Annotated in this window: 15 protein-coding genes; 10 read left to right on the top strand and 5 right to left on the bottom strand. The window is 67.4% G+C overall.

Features of this window, described 5'->3' with window-relative positions:
- From TSH20_RS13525 to TSH20_RS13515, 3 genes are all read left to right on the top strand, one after another.
- Positions 1 to 578 (top strand): DNA translocase FtsK (locus TSH20_RS13525; protein WP_282183571.1); only part of this gene is annotated, 578 nt, incomplete at its 5' end.
- Positions 579 to 605: 27 nt separating this feature from the next.
- Positions 606 to 1,106, top strand: a complete 501-nt coding sequence (locus TSH20_RS13520) for a DinB family protein (protein ID WP_109075233.1) — start codon at positions 606 to 608, stop codon at positions 1,104 to 1,106.
- Positions 1,103 to 1,717 carry a pyridoxamine 5'-phosphate oxidase family protein gene (locus TSH20_RS13515; RefSeq protein ID WP_109075232.1) on the top strand — a complete coding sequence of 205 codons (615 nt, stop codon included), beginning with the start codon at positions 1,103 to 1,105 and terminating at the stop codon, positions 1,715 to 1,717. Before TSH20_RS13520 ends, TSH20_RS13515 begins: the two co-directional genes overlap by 4 nt.
- A 10-nt stretch (positions 1,718 to 1,727) precedes the next feature.
- Here the strand turns inward: TSH20_RS13515 and TSH20_RS35680 are convergent, their stop codons facing one another.
- Entirely contained in the window at positions 1,728 to 3,743 is a 2,016-nt protein-coding gene (locus TSH20_RS35680) for a sensor histidine kinase (RefSeq protein WP_247882833.1), read from the bottom strand.
- Between the two features lie 195 nt (positions 3,744 to 3,938).
- Positions 3,939 to 4,682, bottom strand: a complete 744-nt coding sequence (locus TSH20_RS13505; RefSeq protein WP_109075230.1) for an MgtC/SapB family protein — start codon at positions 4,680 to 4,682, stop codon at positions 3,939 to 3,941.
- Between the two features lie 271 nt (positions 4,683 to 4,953).
- On the opposite strand from TSH20_RS13505, the gene TSH20_RS13500 reads away from it, so the two are divergent.
- The 5 genes from TSH20_RS13500 to TSH20_RS13480 all read left to right on the top strand — a co-directional run bounded on the left by TSH20_RS13500 (position 4,954) and on the right by TSH20_RS13480 (position 9,151).
- The gene (locus TSH20_RS13500) at positions 4,954 to 5,148 is read left to right on the top strand and encodes a periplasmic nitrate reductase, NapE protein (protein ID WP_109075229.1); all 195 of its coding nucleotides are present in this window, start codon (positions 4,954 to 4,956) and stop codon (positions 5,146 to 5,148) included.
- Positions 5,149 to 5,157: 9 nt separating this feature from the next.
- Positions 5,158 to 5,424 carry a chaperone NapD gene (locus tag TSH20_RS13495; RefSeq protein WP_109075228.1) on the top strand — a complete coding sequence of 89 codons (267 nt, stop codon included), beginning with the start codon at positions 5,158 to 5,160 and terminating at the stop codon, positions 5,422 to 5,424.
- A gap of 72 nt (positions 5,425 to 5,496) precedes the next feature.
- Positions 5,497 to 7,998: a nitrate reductase catalytic subunit NapA gene (gene napA, locus TSH20_RS13490; protein WP_109075227.1), complete on the top strand. Its 2,502-nt coding sequence runs from the start codon at positions 5,497 to 5,499 to the stop codon at positions 7,996 to 7,998.
- Between the two features lie 14 nt (positions 7,999 to 8,012).
- Complete coding sequence (locus TSH20_RS13485) at positions 8,013 to 8,537, top strand: nitrate reductase cytochrome c-type subunit (protein WP_199232079.1); 525 nt, start codon at positions 8,013 to 8,015, stop codon at positions 8,535 to 8,537.
- Positions 8,534 to 9,151, top strand: coding sequence for a NapC/NirT family cytochrome c (locus tag TSH20_RS13480; protein WP_109075225.1), 618 nt, complete (start codon positions 8,534 to 8,536; stop codon positions 9,149 to 9,151). Before TSH20_RS13485 ends, TSH20_RS13480 begins: the two co-directional genes overlap by 4 nt.
- An 88-nt stretch (positions 9,152 to 9,239) precedes the next feature.
- On the opposite strand, the gene TSH20_RS13475 is transcribed toward TSH20_RS13480, so the two are convergent.
- Both TSH20_RS13475 and TSH20_RS13470 read right to left on the bottom strand, forming a co-directional pair.
- A complete protein-coding gene (locus TSH20_RS13475; protein ID WP_109075224.1) occupies positions 9,240 to 9,599 on the bottom strand; it encodes a hypothetical protein in 360 nt (119 codons plus the stop codon).
- A 12-nt stretch (positions 9,600 to 9,611) separates the two neighbouring features.
- The gene (locus TSH20_RS13470) at positions 9,612 to 10,439 is read right to left on the bottom strand and encodes a hypothetical protein (protein ID WP_109075223.1); all 828 of its coding nucleotides are present in this window, start codon (positions 10,437 to 10,439) and stop codon (positions 9,612 to 9,614) included.
- 262 nt (positions 10,440 to 10,701) lie between these two features.
- Here TSH20_RS13470 and carB point away from each other — a divergent pair, with 262 nt between their 5' ends.
- Positions 10,702 to 13,950: a carbamoyl-phosphate synthase large subunit gene (gene carB, locus TSH20_RS13465; RefSeq protein ID WP_109075222.1), complete on the top strand. Its 3,249-nt coding sequence runs from the start codon at positions 10,702 to 10,704 to the stop codon at positions 13,948 to 13,950.
- Positions 13,951 to 14,046: 96 nt separating this feature from the next.
- Positions 14,047 to 14,520, top strand: a complete 474-nt coding sequence (gene greA / locus TSH20_RS13460) for a transcription elongation factor GreA (RefSeq protein ID WP_085090382.1) — start codon at positions 14,047 to 14,049, stop codon at positions 14,518 to 14,520.
- A gap of 51 nt (positions 14,521 to 14,571) precedes the next feature.
- Here greA and TSH20_RS13455 read toward each other — a convergent pair whose 3' ends face one another.
- Positions 14,572 to 15,501, bottom strand: coding sequence for a dienelactone hydrolase family protein (locus TSH20_RS13455; protein ID WP_109075221.1), 930 nt, complete (start codon positions 15,499 to 15,501; stop codon positions 14,572 to 14,574).
- Positions 15,502 to 15,539 lie beyond the last annotated feature (38 nt).

Genomic DNA, 15,539 nt, shown 5'->3' with positions numbered 1-15,539 from the left:
GCGCCGCCGGCATCCACCTGATCATGGCGACGCAGCGTCCCTCGGTCGACGTCATCACCGGCACCATCAAGGCCAACTTCCCGACCCGCATCAGCTTCCAGGTCACCAGCAAGATCGACAGCCGCACCATCCTGGGCGAAGCCGGGGCGGAACAGCTTCTGGGCCAGGGCGACATGCTGTACATGCAGGGCGGCGGCCGCATCACCCGCGTTCACGGCCCCTTCGTCTCCGATTCGGAGGTCGAGGAGATCGTCCAGTACGTCAAGGCCCAGGGCGCCCCCAACTACGTCACCGCCATCACCGAGGAGGAGGAGGAAACCGCCGCGGTGGAGGACGAGGAGGGCGGTTCGGCCGCGACCGGCGACGACCTCTACATGCAGGCCGTCAACCTCGTGGTCCGCGAGGGCAAGGTGTCGGTCAGCTTCATTCAGCGCCAGCTGCAGATCGGCTACAACCGCGCCGCCCGTCTGGTCGAGCGGATGGAGACCGAGCGTGTGGTCGGCCCCGCCAACCACCAGGGCAAGCGCGAAGTCCTGCTGTCCCACGCCGGCCTGTCGGCCAAGCGCGCGGGGGTTTGATCCTCTCTCCCCCGTAAGAGGCTTCTCATGGACCCCAAGCCCCATTTCGAGACCCTCGCCCGCTACAACCGCTGGGCCAACCGCCGCCTGTACGAGGTGACGGCCCAGCTGTCCGACGCCCAGTTTCGCGAGGATCGCGGCGCCTTCTTCGGCTCGCTCCGCGGCACGCTGAACCACATCCTGGTCGCCGACCGGGTGTGGCTGGAGCGGATCGAGGGCAGCGGGCCGAAGCCGTCGTCGCTCGACGAAATCCTTTATGATGACTTCGCCGGCCTGCGCGCCGCCCGCGAGGCGGAGGACGAGCGCATCCTGCGCGTCGTCGCCGCGACTCCGGCCGAGCGGTTCGAGTCGGTCCTCTCCTACCGCAGCATGGCCGGCACGCCCTATGAGCTGCCTTTCGCTCAGATCGTCACCCATATCTTCAATCACCAAACCCATCATCGTGGGCAGGCGCACACACTGCTGAGCCAGTTCGGGCTGGATGCGCCGTCGATCGACTTCGTCTATTTCCTGCTGGAGTCGAAATGAGCCGCCTCATCACCGATCTCGCCACCCTTGAAGCCCTCTATGGCGAGCCGGCCGGCCCTTCCATCGCCAAGGAGGTGCCGGCGCTGACCCCCGGCTATCGCGCGCTGATCGAGGCGTCGCCCTTCCTCATCCTCGCCACCAGCGGGCAGGGCGGGCTGGACGCCTCGCCGCGCGGCGACGGGCCGGGCTTCGTCCGGGTGGCCGACGACCGCACGCTGCTGATCCCCGACCGCCGCGGCAACAACCGCATCGACAGCCTGCGCAACATCCTCGCCGATCCGCGGGTCGGGCTGCTGTTCCTGGTGCCGGGCCTGAACGAAACCCTGCGCGTCAACGGCCGCGCGGTCATTGACACCGATCCCGCGCTATGCGGCAGCTTCGCCGTCGACGGCAAGGCGCCGAAGTCGGTGCTGGTGGTCACCATCGAGACGGTGTTCTTCCAGTGCGCCCGCGCCCTGCTGCGCTCCCGCCTTTGGGATCCGGCGGCCCAGGTGCCGCGGAGCGACCTGCCCTCGACCGGCGCATTGTTGGCGGAGGCCAGTGCCGGGCGCGAGGGCGGCGACGCCTATGACCGCTCGCTGGCGGAGCGTATTCCAAAGTCGCTTTACTGAACCGCCGCCGCTATTGCGCGGCGAGCCTGCCGGGAACCGGCAATTGAGCGCCGCCGTCCGGCAGCCTGATGGTGAAGACTGAGCCCTCGTCGCGCACGCTCTCCACCGTCAGGGTTCCGCCATGGGCGGCGACGATCTTCTGCGTCATGTAGAGCCCCAGCCCCGACCCCTTGGTCCCACGCGAGGACGAGGCGCGGAAATAGATCGAACCGATGCGCTCCACCTCGTCGGGGCTCATGCCGCGGCCCTGGTCGGCGACGCGGATGACGATGCCGCCCCCATCATCGCCGGCGCTTACCCGGACCGGCGTGTCCGGAGGCGAGTAACGCAGCGCGTTCTGTACCAGATTGCCGATCGCCACCCCCAGGAACGGCGCGTCGGCCAGAAGCGCGCGGTCGGGGGCCTCCACCGACAACTCCAGACGCTCTTCCGCCTCCGTCCCCGTCAGTCCGGCCCGAACCTCCTCCAACAGCTGGCCCAGCACCACCGGCTCCGGCTTCAGGGCAAGCGCGCCCTGGTCCAGCGCGTCGGCGGACAGGAACAGTTCCACCAGATCCGCCATCTTGCGGGTGGTGTTGCGGATGCGCTGCAGCCGGGTCAGCGCCGACGGCGCCTCCACCGCACCCGACAGTTCGATCATCTGCGCGGCGCTGTCGATGGAGGCCAGCGGGGTGCGGAATTCGTGCGACAGCATGGCGACGAAGCTGCGCTGTTCCTCCGCCCGCTTGGTGGCGAAGGCCGACTCCTCGCGGGCACGCAGCCGCTCCGTCTGCAACCGACCGATGCGCAGGGCCAGACCGGTGCCCAGCACCAGCACCGCCAGCATCGAGGAAATCTGGTAAGGATCGGCGACGGCGAAATCGGCCGGCAGGACGCCGCGCAGCGACATCTGCGTCAGCAGGAGACCGCACAGCGAGATCAGCGTACTGGCAAGATAGAAGCGCGGGGTCGGGTCATCGCGGTTCAGCCAGGCCATCCGCGCGGTCAGCACCAACGCGACCACCACCACGATCAGCGCCGACACCGTCACGATCGGGTTGGTCAGGGTATAGAGCGGAGAGACCGTCGACGGCAGCATCAGCAGGGCCAGCAGCGCCAGCCCCTGGTAACAGCGGCGCAGCCAGGGTGCGCGGGTCCGCAGATCGAGGATGTACACCCACATGATCAGCGCCGCGGCGAAGCCCAGAAAACCGCTGCTGCCCACCATCATGTTCATAAACCAGCCCGGCAGGTCCGGCAGCAGGGTGGCGGCGATGCCGTTGGCGAACAGGTAGTAACAGAAGACGGTGGCGACATAGCCGGTGTAGGCCAGAAGCGCCCCGTCGCGCAGAAGCAGGCCCAGCGCGACATAGCCCAGGACCAGAATGCCCAGCACCCCCAGGAAAAGCCCCTGGAACAGCAGATCGGTCGTCTGGTGGCCGATATAGGCGGCGGGCGCCCACACCCGCGCCGACAGACGGATGGCGCTGACCGAATCGGCACGCAGATAAAGCGAGACCGGCTTTCCCTCCGGCAGGGTCAGAGGCAGGGCGTGCAGCCGGGTCTTCATCGGCCGCTGGCTGAAGGGAACGAAATCGCCCAGCCGGACCAGCCGATAGGCGGCGGGCTCCTGCGGCCGTCCTGCTGCTGCCGTCGCCTTTGGCCCCATGGCCTTTGGAATGAACAGGTCGAGATGGTCGATATAGGCTTCGCCCATCTCCAGCAGCCAGTCCGCCGGGGCGCCGGGTGCCCGCATCAGGTCGAAGCGGTACCAATGGATATCGCGGGTCTGGCCGGCGCCGCGGAAATCCTCCCGCGGCTCCATCCCGCCGTCGGCATCGGCTTTCAGAACCTCGGCGAAGTCCAGCTTGCGGTCGGGATCGACCAGCCGGGCGAAATGGCCGGCCAGAGTCGCGCTGGTGGTGGTGGGGCCAAGCAGCAATGGCTCCATGGCCGCTCCCGCCGCATGCGCCGCACCGGCGAACCACGGCAGGGCCGCCCAGAGCAGGACGAACAGCCTTGCGATCCGGCGAAGACGAACGGACATCGAAGCCGCGGGAGCCGCGTCGCGTGTGGCGCCGACGGTCCGCCGGGCCGGCAAACAGCCTTTCCCGCTTCCGTCCTCACGGCCGTTGTTCAAGTCCGTCGTCATCGTAAGGCATCGATAAAGCTAAAGTTTTAGGAAAAGATTAAGCTGGTATGCATTTTGTCTTCCTGAATTTCCGTGCTTTTTTAGACCGGCTCAGATGCGCGAGGGGGACAGCCTGAACTCGACGACGGCGTCGGTCGAGGCGAGGGCGCCGACCAGCGCCATCGGATCGGGGTCGCCCTTTCCCTGCAGCACCAGCTGGCATTCGAACTGGCCGCTGCCGCTGGCGAGGTGAAAGGCCCAGTCGATCACCTCGAACCCGTGCGCCTTGGCCTGCGCCCGCAACGCCTCGGGCGGCGGCGCCTTGTCGCGGGGGAAAACCAGCATCAGATGGACCACCGACTGGTGGGGCAGCAGGCGCTCGATCGGCCGCAGCAGGCTCATCACCAGGATGGACAGCACCGCTCCGGCGACGGCCGCCGCATAGAAGCCGAGCCCGATGATGATGCCGATGGCCGAGGTCGCCCAGATCGACGCGGCGGTGGACAGGCCGCGGATCGACAGCCCTTCGCGCATGATGACCCCGGCGCCGAGGAAGCCGATGCCGGTGACGATGCCCTGGATCACCCGCGTCGGATCCCCGGCCAGCGCCGCCCCCTGCGCCGCCCCCTGCGTCCCGATGCCGCCATACCACATCGACGGGTAGGCGTTGACCACCGTCAGCGCGGCCGACGCCAGGCAGACCAGCCCATAGGTCCGCATCCCGGCCGCCCGGCCGTGATAGCTGCGCTCGTACCCCAGCAGCAGCCCGACCGCCAAAGCCCCTAAAAGATGAAGGAGAATCAAGCCGTTGGTCACCAGTTCGGCCGACGACCAGTAGGAGCGCAGCAAATCCATGGTCCATCCTATCGCAGACCGGAGCCTCCGGTTCATGCCCTCGACGCCAGTCTAGCGCAGCCGGGGCCGGAGCGCCCGCACGGCGCAAGGCGCCATTCCGTCACAGGGCGTGTACGGCTCCGCTTGACCTGTATCAATTCCAGTCCACCGGAAAGTACCGATACTCAGGGCCGAAAACCGGTACCTAAGGACCAACCAGAAGGACTGGTTGCCGCGACCGGCTCAAACCGTTCCCGCCCGATCCATTCCCGCTCTGCCCGAGAGTGCCGCCATGAGGCCCATCCCCTCCCCCGTCCTGTCCCATCCGTCCGACCGGAAGGCGACCGACTCCGCGCCGGCCCCGACCCGCCGAGCCGAAGGGCTGATGTTCCTGTCGCTGGCATTCCTGGTCTGGCCGGTGATTGCCGTCGGCACCGTCTCCGCCTACGGCTTCTCGATCTGGATGTACCAGCTCCTCACCCACTGAGTCCCCGACATGCCCCGCGCCCCCGAAGTCCACATCTCCAGCCTCGTCATCCAGCACAGCCCCGACCGCACCGACGCGGTGCGCGAGGCGGCGGCCTCCGTTGCCGGGCTGGAGTGGTGCGCGGCGGAGAACGGCAAGGCGGTGGTGACCCTGGTCACCGCCAGCGCGGCCGAGGTCGTCGACCGCATCGCCGTGCTGAACGCCGTCCCCGGCGTGCACAGCACCACCATGGTCTACCACCACTATGAACCCGCGGACGCGATCGACGCCGCCTGACGGCACCGCCATCCGGGCGCGCCGCATCCGCTCTTCCGACCGAATTTCCTCCAAGACTGGAGTCTCCTTGCCATGTTCCTGTCCCGCCGCGAATACCTGAAGGCGCAAGCCGCCGCTGCCGCCGCCGCGGCGGCCGGAATCTCGCTGCCCGCATCCGCCGCCAACATCCTGACCGGTGAAGGCGCCAAGCTGAACTGGTCCAAGGCCCCCTGCCGCTTCTGCGGCACCGGCTGCAGCGTGATGGTCGGCGTCAAGGACGGCCGCGTGGTCGCCACCCACGGCGACGTGAAGGCCGAGGTGAACCGCGGCCTGAACTGCGTGAAGGGCTATTTCCTGTCGAAGATCATGTATGGCGAGGACCGGCTGAACCAGCCGCTGCTGCGCATGAAGGACGGCAAGTTCGACAAGGACGGCGAGTTCGAGCCGATCACGTGGGACGCCGCCTTCGACATCATGGCGCAGAAGTGGAAGGAGACCCTGAAGAAGAAGGGTCCGACCGCCGTCGGCATGTTCGGCTCCGGCCAGTGGACCATCTATGAGGGCTATGCCGCCTCCAAGCTGATGAAGGCCGGGCTGCGCTCCAACAACCTCGACCCGAACGCCCGCCACTGCATGGCGTCGGCGGTGGCCGGCTTCATGCGCACCTTCGGCATGGACGAGCCGATGGGCTGCTACGACGACATGGAGCAGGCCGACGCCTTCGTGCTGTGGGGCTCCAACATGGCGGAGATGCACCCCATCCTGTGGACGCGCGTCACCGACCGCCGCCTCAGCCACCCCGGCTGCAAGGTCGCCGTCCTCTCCACCTTCGAGCACCGCAGCTTCGACCTCGCCGACATCGGCCTGGTCTTCACCCCCGGTTCCGACCTGGCGATCCTGAACTACATCGCCAACCACATCATCAAGACCGGCCGGGTGAACAAGGAATTCGTCGAGAAGCACTGCAACTTCAAGCGTGGCCGCGACGACATCGGCTATGGCCTGCGTCCCGACAACCCCTTGGAGAAGAAGGCGAAGAACGCCGCCAACGCCAACGACTCCGACCCGATCAGCTTCGACGAGTTCGCCAAGTTCGTCGAACCCTACACGCTGGACAAGGCGCACGAGCTGTCGGGCGTGCCGAAGAACCGGCTGGAGGCGCTGGCCGAGCTGTACGCCGACCCGAAGGTGAAGGTCGTGTCCTTCTGGACCATGGGCTTCAACCAGCATGTCCGCGGCGTCTGGGCGAACAACCTCGTCTACAACATCCACCTGCTGACCGGCAAAATCTCGCAGCCCGGCAACGGTCCCTTCTCGCTGACCGGCCAGCCGTCGGCCTGCGGCACTGCGCGTGAGGTCGGCACCTTCTCCCACCGGCTGCCCGCCGACATGGTGGTGACCAACCCAGAGCACCGCAAACACGCCGAGGAGATCTGGAAGCTGCCGGAGGGGACCATCCCCGACAAGGTCGGCTACCACGCCGTCCAGCAGGACCGCATGCTCAAGGACGGCAAGCTCAACGCCTACTGGGTCATGTGCAACAACAACATGCAGACGGCCCCGAACACGGCGAAGGAGACCTTCCCCGGCTACCGCAACCCGGAGAACTTCGTCGTCGTCTCCGATCCCTACCCGACCGTCACGGCGCTGGCCGCCGACCTGATCCTGCCCACCGCCATGTGGGTGGAGAAGGAGGGCGGTTACGGCAACGCCGAGCGCCGCACCCAGCTGTGGCGCCAGCTGGTCGACGCGCCGGACGGCGCACGTTCCGACCTGTGGCAGATCATGCAGTTCTCCAAGCGCTTCACCGTGGAAGAGGTCTGGCCGGAAGAGCTGCTGAACAAGAAGCCGGAGCTGCGCGGCAAGACCCTCTACGACGTGCTGTTCCGCAACGGTCAGGTCGACCGCTTCCCGCTGTCCGACCTCGACTCGAACTACAACAACTTTGAGGCCAAGGAAGCCGGCTTCTACGTCCAGAAGGGCCTGTTCGAGGAATATGCCGCCTTCGGCCGCGGCCATGGCCACGATCTGGCGCCCTTCGACCAGTACCACCAGGAACGCGGCCTGCGCTGGCCGGTGGTGGACGGCAAGGAGACCAAGTGGCGCTACCGTGAAGGCTCCGACCCGTATGTGAAGGCTGGCGAGGGCATGCGCTTCTACGGCAACAAGGACGGCAAGGCCAACGTCTTCGCCCTGCCCTACGAGCCGCCGGCCGAGGCGCCCGATGCCGACTATCCGTTCTGGCTCAGCACCGGCCGCGTGATCGAGCATTGGCACAGCGGTTCGATGACCATGCGGGTTCCCGAACTGCGCAAGGCCTTCCCGAATGCCGTGGTCTTCATGCACCCCGACGACGCCAAGGAGCTGAACGTCCGGCGCGGCCAGGAGGTGCGCGTCACCTCCCGCCGTGGCGAGGTGCGGGTGCGGGTCGAGACGCGCGGGCGCAACAAGCCGCCGCGCGGCCTGGTCTTCGTTCCCTTCTTCGACCAGACGGTCCTCATCAACAAGGTGACGCTCGACGCCACCGATCCCATCAGCAAGCAGACCGACTACAAGAAATGCGCGGTCAAGATCACGCCCGTCGTGAACGCCTGAGGAGTGTCGGCATCATGAAGACCCGTTTCCTGATTGCCGCGCTGGCCCTGCTGGCCGGCATCCCGGCCCTGACCATCGGCGTCGCCACCAGCGGCGTGGCCGCCGACAAGCCCGCCGTCACCGCCAACGCCACCGGCACCGTGGGGGGGATCAAGGTCCCGTCCACCAACCACCCGATCACGCTGGACGTGCCGGCCGAGGCGACCCACCGCGAGATCACCGACGACCAGAAGCGCGTGCGCAACTACGCCGACCAGCCGCCGCTGATCCCGCATGCCATCCGCGACTATCAGATCGACCTGAACATCAACAAGTGCCTGACCTGCCACGACCGCCGCAACACGGCCGGCTCGCAGGCGCCGATGCTGTCGGTCACCCATTTCCAGGATCGTGACGGCCAGACGCTGGGCACGGTGGCGGCGCGCCGCTACTTCTGCACCCAGTGCCATGTGCCGCAGACCGACGCCCAGCCGATCGTTCCCAACAGCTTCCAAGACTTCGACTCGGTCCTGGGCCATGCCCAAGGCGGCCAGAAATGAAAATCCGTGACGCAGTGCTGTGCCTGTGGCGGCTGTTCGCCCGTCCCAGCGTCCATTTCAGCCTGGGCTTTCTGACGTTGGGCGGCTTCATCGCCGGCGTCGTCTTCTGGGGCGGCTTCAACACCGCCCTGGAGGCCACCAACAAGGAAGCCTTCTGCATCAGCTGCCACGAGATGCGCGACAATCCCTATGAGGAGCTGAAGCAGACCATCCACTTCACCAACCGCTCTGGCGTGCGCGCCAGCTGCCCGGACTGCCACGTCCCGCACCAGTGGACCGACAAGATCGCCCGCAAGATGCAGGCGTCGAAGGAGGTCTGGGGCAAGATCTTCGGCACCATCGACACCCGCGAGAAGTTCCTCGACAAGCGCCGCGAACTGGCCGAGCACGAATGGGCGCGGTTGAAGAACAACAACTCGCTGGAATGCCGCAACTGCCACAGCGCCGATTCGATGGACATCACCAAGCAGAACCCGCGCGCCGCGAAGATGCACGAGACCTATCTGTTCACCGGCGAGAACACCTGCATCGACTGCCACAAGGGCATCGCCCACCGCCTGCCCGACATGCACGGCGTCGAGCCGGGCTGGAGCATGAAGACCAGCCAGAAGTAAGCGTTTGAGTAAGGAAACAGCCCCGTCTCCGGAAGGAGCGGGGCTGTTTGCGTTTCACGGGAAACGTGTCGACTTCGAATGCCCCCACTTACCCCAGCATCGCCACCACCGACAGCGCCAGCAGCGTCACCAGCACCGCCTCGCCCAAGCCCACCAGTCCGCGCAGTCCCAGCGCGATGGCCCAGGTGGTCAGGTCGCGGCGGTGGCGGACCTCCTTCAGCAGGCGCTCCTGGATGCCGCCGACGGTGCGGCGGGCCGACAGGCTGGCGATGCCGCCGACCAGCGCCACCACCCCGGTGCCGAGCACGAAGTACAGCGCTCCCTTCCAGCCGGCAAAATGGTCGGGGTCGTTCAGGTAATGCCCGGCACCGACGATGATCCACACCGCCGCCGGCCAGACGCCGACGATCTCCGGCCCCGGTCCTTCTCCCTTCGACTCCTCGTCCATCGCCGCCGCTCCTTAGCCGCCCGGCACATGACGGTAGGCCAGCACGCGCGTCGCCGGACCACCCTCGACATCGGCCAGCGGCAGCAGCAGTTCGACGAACTTCGCCCCCGGCAGCATCGGGTCGTCGCGCACCAGCAGGCAGCGCGGCTCGCCGCTCTCCAGGCAGGCGCGCAGGTCGGACAACCAGCGCTTCGCCGCCTGCTCCGGATGGCAGTCGGTCACCCGCCGCGTCGTCGGCCGTTCGGACAGCCGGCGTTGCAGGGCGCGGCCGCAGGACTTGTAGACGAAATCGCTGCCGTCGGCGGTCGGCTCCATCAGGGCGATGCGCGGCACGCTCTCGCGCACCTGGGCGGTGTCGATCTCGGTCGCCAGCGGCATGCGGCGCTTGCGCTTCAGCCGGAGCCAGTGGGTGTAGAGCACCCGCACCTGCGGCGACTGCTCCACGTCGATCGGGTCGGCCCGGCAGGGCGGCGGCGGCACGTCGAGCACCGGCGTCGCGACCGGCGCGTCGGCGAAGGCGGCGGCGGCCGGCACCGGTTGGGAGACGGGAGGCACCGGCCGCGAGGCCGCGGCGGTGACCAGCGTGTGCGCCTGTCCCGCCGGCGTGTGGCCGATCCGTCCGCCATGCTTCTTCAGCATCGGCAGCGGCGCCCAGGCGCTGCAGGTGTGATAGCCCTTGGTGATGCGGCGGTAGTCCTGGCTGCTGGCAGTGCGGCATTCGCCCTCCACCCCGTGGCGGGCGACGTACACCAGCGTGTTGTCCTCCGACAGCGCGCGCTCCCCGCCCCACGAGACGCAGGCGGCGCAAGCGCGGCTGTCCTTGGCGAATGCGTGGCTCATCGGGGCGTATCTCCAAAGGGTATGCGAAACGGGAGAATGGGAATTGATGCGTCCCTTTCCCCATCGGTTCAAGGGCCGCATGGGCCGGAACTGTCCTGCCCGAGATTCAGTCATGCGAGGGTGGCATCCATGCCACCCCTTCCCCCCCGGCCCGGAACCCCCTATAAGGGGGCCTTGCACGACATGCCCATCCCCGCTCTCCGTCTCCGGTCCCCCGGCGCCGGGGGGTTTTCGGCTGACCACACTTCAGAGAAGCGGACCCATGCCCAAACGCACCGACATCAAATCCATCTGCATCATCGGCGCGGGTCCGATCGTCATCGGACAGGCTTGCGAGTTCGACTATTCCGGCGTTCAGGCGTGCAAGGCGCTGCGCGAGGAAGGCTATCGGGTCATCCTCGTCAACTCCAACCCGGCCACCATCATGACCGACCCCGGTCTGGCCGACGCCACCTACATCGAGCCGATCACCCCGGCCGTCGTCGCCAAGATCCTGGAGAAGGAGCGTCCCGACGCCCTGCTGCCGACCATGGGCGGCCAGACCGCGCTGAACACGGCGATGGCGCTGTCCGACGACGGCACGCTGGAGCGCCTCGGCGTTGAGATGATCGGCGCCAAGCGCGACGTCATCGCCAAGGCCGAGGACCGCATCCTGTTCCGCGACGCCATGGACAAGCTGGGCCTGGAGTCGCCGAAGTCGCGCATGGTCCGCACGCTGGACGAGGCGATGGACGCGCTGGAGTTCGTCGGGCTGCCGGCGATCATCCGTCCCAGCTTCACGCTGGCCGGCACCGGCGGCGGCATCGCCTACAACCGGGCGGAGTTCGAGGACATCGTGCGCGGCGGCCTGCGCGCCAGCCCGGTCGGCGAGGTGCTGATCGAGGAATCGGTGCTGGGCTGGAAGGAGTATGAGATGGAGGTCGTGCGCGACGGCGCCGACAATTGCATCATCGTCTGCTCCATCGAGAACATCGATCCGATGGGCGTCCACACCGGCGACTCGATCACGGTCGCCCCGGCGCTGACGCTGACCGACAAAGAATACCAGATCATGCGCAACGCCTCGATCGCGGTGCTGCGCGAGATCGGCGTGGACACCGGCGGCTCGAACGTGCAGTTCGCGGTCAACCCGGCCAACGGCCGCCTGATCGTCATCGAGATGAACCCGCGCGTGTCGCGCTCCTCGGCGCTCGCCTCCAAGGCCACCGGCTTCCCGATCGCCAAGATCGCCGCCAAGCTGGCCGTCGGCTATCGCCTGGACGAACTGACCAACGACATCACCGGCACCACGCCCGCGAGCTTCGAGCCGACGATCGATTACGTCGTCACCAAGATGCCGCGCTTCACCTTCGAGAAGTTCAAGGGCTCGGAGCCGCTGCTGACCACCTCGATGAAGTCGGTGGGCGAGGCGATGTCGATCGGCCGCACCTTCCAGGAGTCGGTGCAGAAGGCGCTGCGCTCGATGGAGACCGGCCTGACCGGCTTCAACGAGCTGAAGATCGGCGGGGAGGAGAACCCGGACCGCACCGCCATCCGCGGCGCGCTGGCCACCCCGACGCCCGACCGCCTGCTGGTGATCGCCCAGGCCTTCCGCCACGGCTTCTCGGTGGACGAGGTGCAGGCCGTCTCCAAGTACGACCCGTGGTTCCTTGAGCAGATCAAGGAGATCACCGACCGTGAGGCGGCGATCCGCGACGGCGGCCTGCCGACCGACAAGGCCGGCTGGCTGAAGCTGAAGCAGATGGGCTTCTCCGACGCCCGTCTGGCAGAACTGGCCAAGACCAGCGAGGCGGCGGTCGCCGCAGCGCGGCGCATGGCCGGCGTCACCCCGGTCTACAAGCGCATCGACACCTGCGCCGCCGAATTCGCGTCGGCCACCCCCTACATGTACTCGACCTACGAGACCGACGGGACCGGCGAAGCCGAGTGCGAGTCCGAGCCGACCGAAGCGAAGAAGGTCGTCATCCTCGGCGGCGGTCCGAACCGCATCGGCCAGGGCATCGAGTTCGACTATTGCTGCGTCCATGCCGTCTACGCCCTGCAGGAGGCCGGCATCGAGACCATCATGGTCAACTGCAACCCGGAGACCGTCTCCACCGACTACGACACCGCCGACCGCCTGTATTTCGAGCCGCTGACGGCCGAGGACGTGGTGGAGCTGGTGCGGGTCGAGCAGCGCAAGGGCAACGTCCTGGGCTGCATCGTGCAGTTCGGCGGCCAGACCCCGCTGAAGCTCGCCGCCGCGCTGGAGGCCGCCGGCATCCCGATCCTGGGCACCTCGCCCGACGCCATCGATCTGGCCGAGGACCGCGAGCGCTTCCAGAAGCTGCTGCATGAGCTGAACCTGAAGCAGCCGGCCAACGGGCTGGCCCGCTCGCTGGAAGAGGCCGAGGCGGTCGCGACCAAGATCGGCTTCCCGGTCGTCATCCGTCCGTCCTATGTGCTGGGCGGCCGGGCGATGGAGATCGTCCACGACATGGCCGGTCTGCAACGCTACATGGGCACCGCCGTGCAGGTGTCGGGCAAGAACCCGGTTCTGATCGACAGCTATCTGCAGGACGCCATCGAGGTCGACGTCGACGTCGTCTGCGACGGCACCGACGTCTATGTTGCCGGCGTGATGGAGCATATCGAAGAGGCCGGCATCCATTCCGGCGACAGCGCCTGCGCCCTGCCGCCCTACACGCTGCCCGCCGACACCATCGCCGAGATCAACCGCCAGTCGGACGCGCTCGCCCGCGCCCTCAAGGTGGTCGGGCTGATGAACGTGCAGTTCGCGGTCAAGGACGGCACCGTCTACATCCTGGAGGTCAACCCGCGCGCCAGCCGCACGGTGCCCTTCGTCGCCAAGGCCACCGGCACCGCCATCGCCAAGATCGCCGCCCGCGTCATGGCGGGGGAGAAGCTGTCCTCCTTCACCCTGAACGGCCCGACCCCGCCGCACACCGCGGTCAAGGAAGCGGTCTTCCCCTTCGCCCGCTTCCCCGGCGTCGACATCGTGCTGGGTCCGGAGATGAAGTCGACGGGCGAGGTCATGGGCCTCGACCACAACTTCGCGCTCGCCTTCGCCAAGGCGCAGCTCGGCGCCGGCGTCACCCTGCCGGTCAAGGGCAGCGTCTTCGTCTCCGTCAAGGACCACGACAAGCCGGCGCTGGCGGTGATCTCCAAGAAGCTGCACGAGATGGGCTTCCGCATCCTCGCCACCTCCGGGACAGCCAGGGTGCTGAGCGATGCCGGCGTGCCGGCGGAGACCATCAACAAGGTGGTGGAAGGCCAACCGCACATCGTCGACGCCATGATCAACGGCGACGTGCATCTGGTCATCAACACCACGGAAGGCGCCCAGGCGCTGGCCGACAGCTTCAGCCTGCGTCGCACCGCGCTGACCTACAACATTCCGTACTACACCACCGTGGCGGGAGCACGCGCGGCAGTGGAAGCGATTGCCGCACTCCGGAACGGCAGCCTTGAAGTCGCCCCGTTGCAGTCGTACCTTAGCGGATCGTATTAAGGACGGACGACGGCGCGGCGGACCTCCTCCGCGCCGTCTTCGTCCTTGATGTCGCTTTGGACAGGTCGAACGACTGCAAGCGGTGATGGACCGAACATGGAAAAAGTTCCGATGACAGCGGCGGGCTTCAACCGCCTCCAGGAGGAATTGAAGCACCTTAAGATCACCGAACGCCCGGCGGTCATCAAAGCCATCGCGGAAGCCCGCGAACATGGCGACCTTTCGGAAAACGCCGAGTATCACGCGGCGCGCGAACGTCAGAGCTTCATTGAAGGCCGCGTGCTGGAGCTTGAGGACAAGATCAGCCGGGCGGAGGTCATCGACCCGGCCAAGCTGACCGGCAACACCGTGAAGTTCGGTGCGACCGTGACCCTGGCCGACCAGGACACGGACGAGGAGACGACCTATCAGATCGTCGGCCAGGACGAGAGCGACATCAAGAACCGCCTTCTGTCGATCCAGGCGCCGCTGGCCCGCGCCCTGATCAACAAGGCCGTCGGCGACAGCGTGGAGGTCTCCACCCCCGGCGGCTCCAAGCTGTACGAGATCGTTTCGGTCGAGTTCCGTTGAGGTTTTGATCTTCCCTCTCCCGCCCCCGGGAGAGGGAAGATAAAGCCCCCCTCACCCCCCAAGCTTCTCTTTGAAAAACTCCATCACCCGCCGGATCGCATCCGAGCGGGCGTCTTCGTTGGTGCCGACATGGGCGGTGCCGTCAGGAGCGGTTGCGAGATCCTGGCGCTTGCGCACCGGGGCGTCCGGCGCATCGAAGCCATGATAGGCGTCGGGGTAGACCACCAGATCGACCTTGTCCTTGACCCCGTCGCGGCCGGCCAGATCGATGCAGGCCTGCGGCGGCGTCCAATCGTCCTTGCCGCCGGCCAGCAGCAGAAGCGGACCGTCGGGCTGCCAATCCTCGTTGCTCAACGGCGCCTTGCAGCCGGGGTAGAAGGCCACGGCGGCACGGAAGCCGCCCTCCTCCGTCCCGGCCGGCCCATCCTCGCCGGCGCCATAAGCGGCCAGCACGGTGCTGGCGCCCTGCGACCAGCCGATCAGGCCGATGCGCTCATGATCGACCTCCGGCCGCTTGCGCAGGAAGGCCAGCGCCCCCCAGGCGTCGCGCTTGCGCTCCATTGTGGCGCGGACGGTGCGATCCTTCAGCGCGGTGGTGCAGACCTCCTCCACATCGCGCGGGCCGAAGCTGTCGACCATCAGCACCTCGAAGCCCTGCCGCTGCAGGTGGGTGGCCCACCAGACATGGCGCGGCGACACCCGGCCGTTGCGGGCATAGAGACCGCCGCAGCCATGCAGCATGACCACCGCCGGATGCGGACCGTTGCCGGCGGGGCGCAGCAGCCGGCCGCTCAGCATCGTCGGCGCCCCGCCGGTCAGATCCCCGTCGGCGGAGGGAAAGCGCACGATCTCCTCGGCATGGACGCCGACGGCGGCCTGCGCCGGCCCCGCCAGCACCAATTGCCCAAGAACCATCACCCCGACACCGGCACACAGCGCCGCGCCCAACACAGCCGCGCGACCGCGGGCGGAAGCCTTCATTCTGCAACGTCCCCGACGTCCGGCGCCGGCCACGACGG

It is taken from the genome of Azospirillum sp. TSH20 (assembly GCF_003115935.1).
Lineage (GTDB): Bacteria > Pseudomonadota > Alphaproteobacteria > Azospirillales > Azospirillaceae > Azospirillum.
Note: the sequence above shows the minus strand (reverse complement) of the source record. Positions and strands in the feature narration are given on the sequence as shown.